General features: G+C 63.8%; 1 pseudogene. It reads left to right on the top strand.

The annotated features are described in order from the left end of the window. Nucleotides 1-279 (top strand): annotated as a pseudogene (locus tag EU800_RS27435) (IS110 family transposase); the annotation flags it as partial.

Here is a 279-nt window from a genome sequence, read left to right on the forward strand (position 1 = left end):
GAACATGCGCTTCGTGCCCGCCAAGACCGAAGAGCAGCAGAGCGTCCTGGTCCTGCATCGATCGCGCGATCTGCTGATGCGGCAGCGGACGATGATCCTCAATGCGATCCGGGCGCAGCTCGCGGAGCTCGGGATCATTGCGGCGCAGGGACCTCGAAAAGTAACCGAACTACTGCGGCGGCTGAACGGGCCGGATAGCTTCGGATTACCGGCGCTCGCCCGTTCCGCACTTCTGGCATTGGGGGCGCAACTCGAGCACATCGCCGAAGCGATCCGCAA

The organism is Tropicimonas sp. IMCC6043, from assembly GCF_004146235.1.
Classification (GTDB): domain Bacteria; phylum Pseudomonadota; class Alphaproteobacteria; order Rhodobacterales; family Rhodobacteraceae; genus Tropicimonas.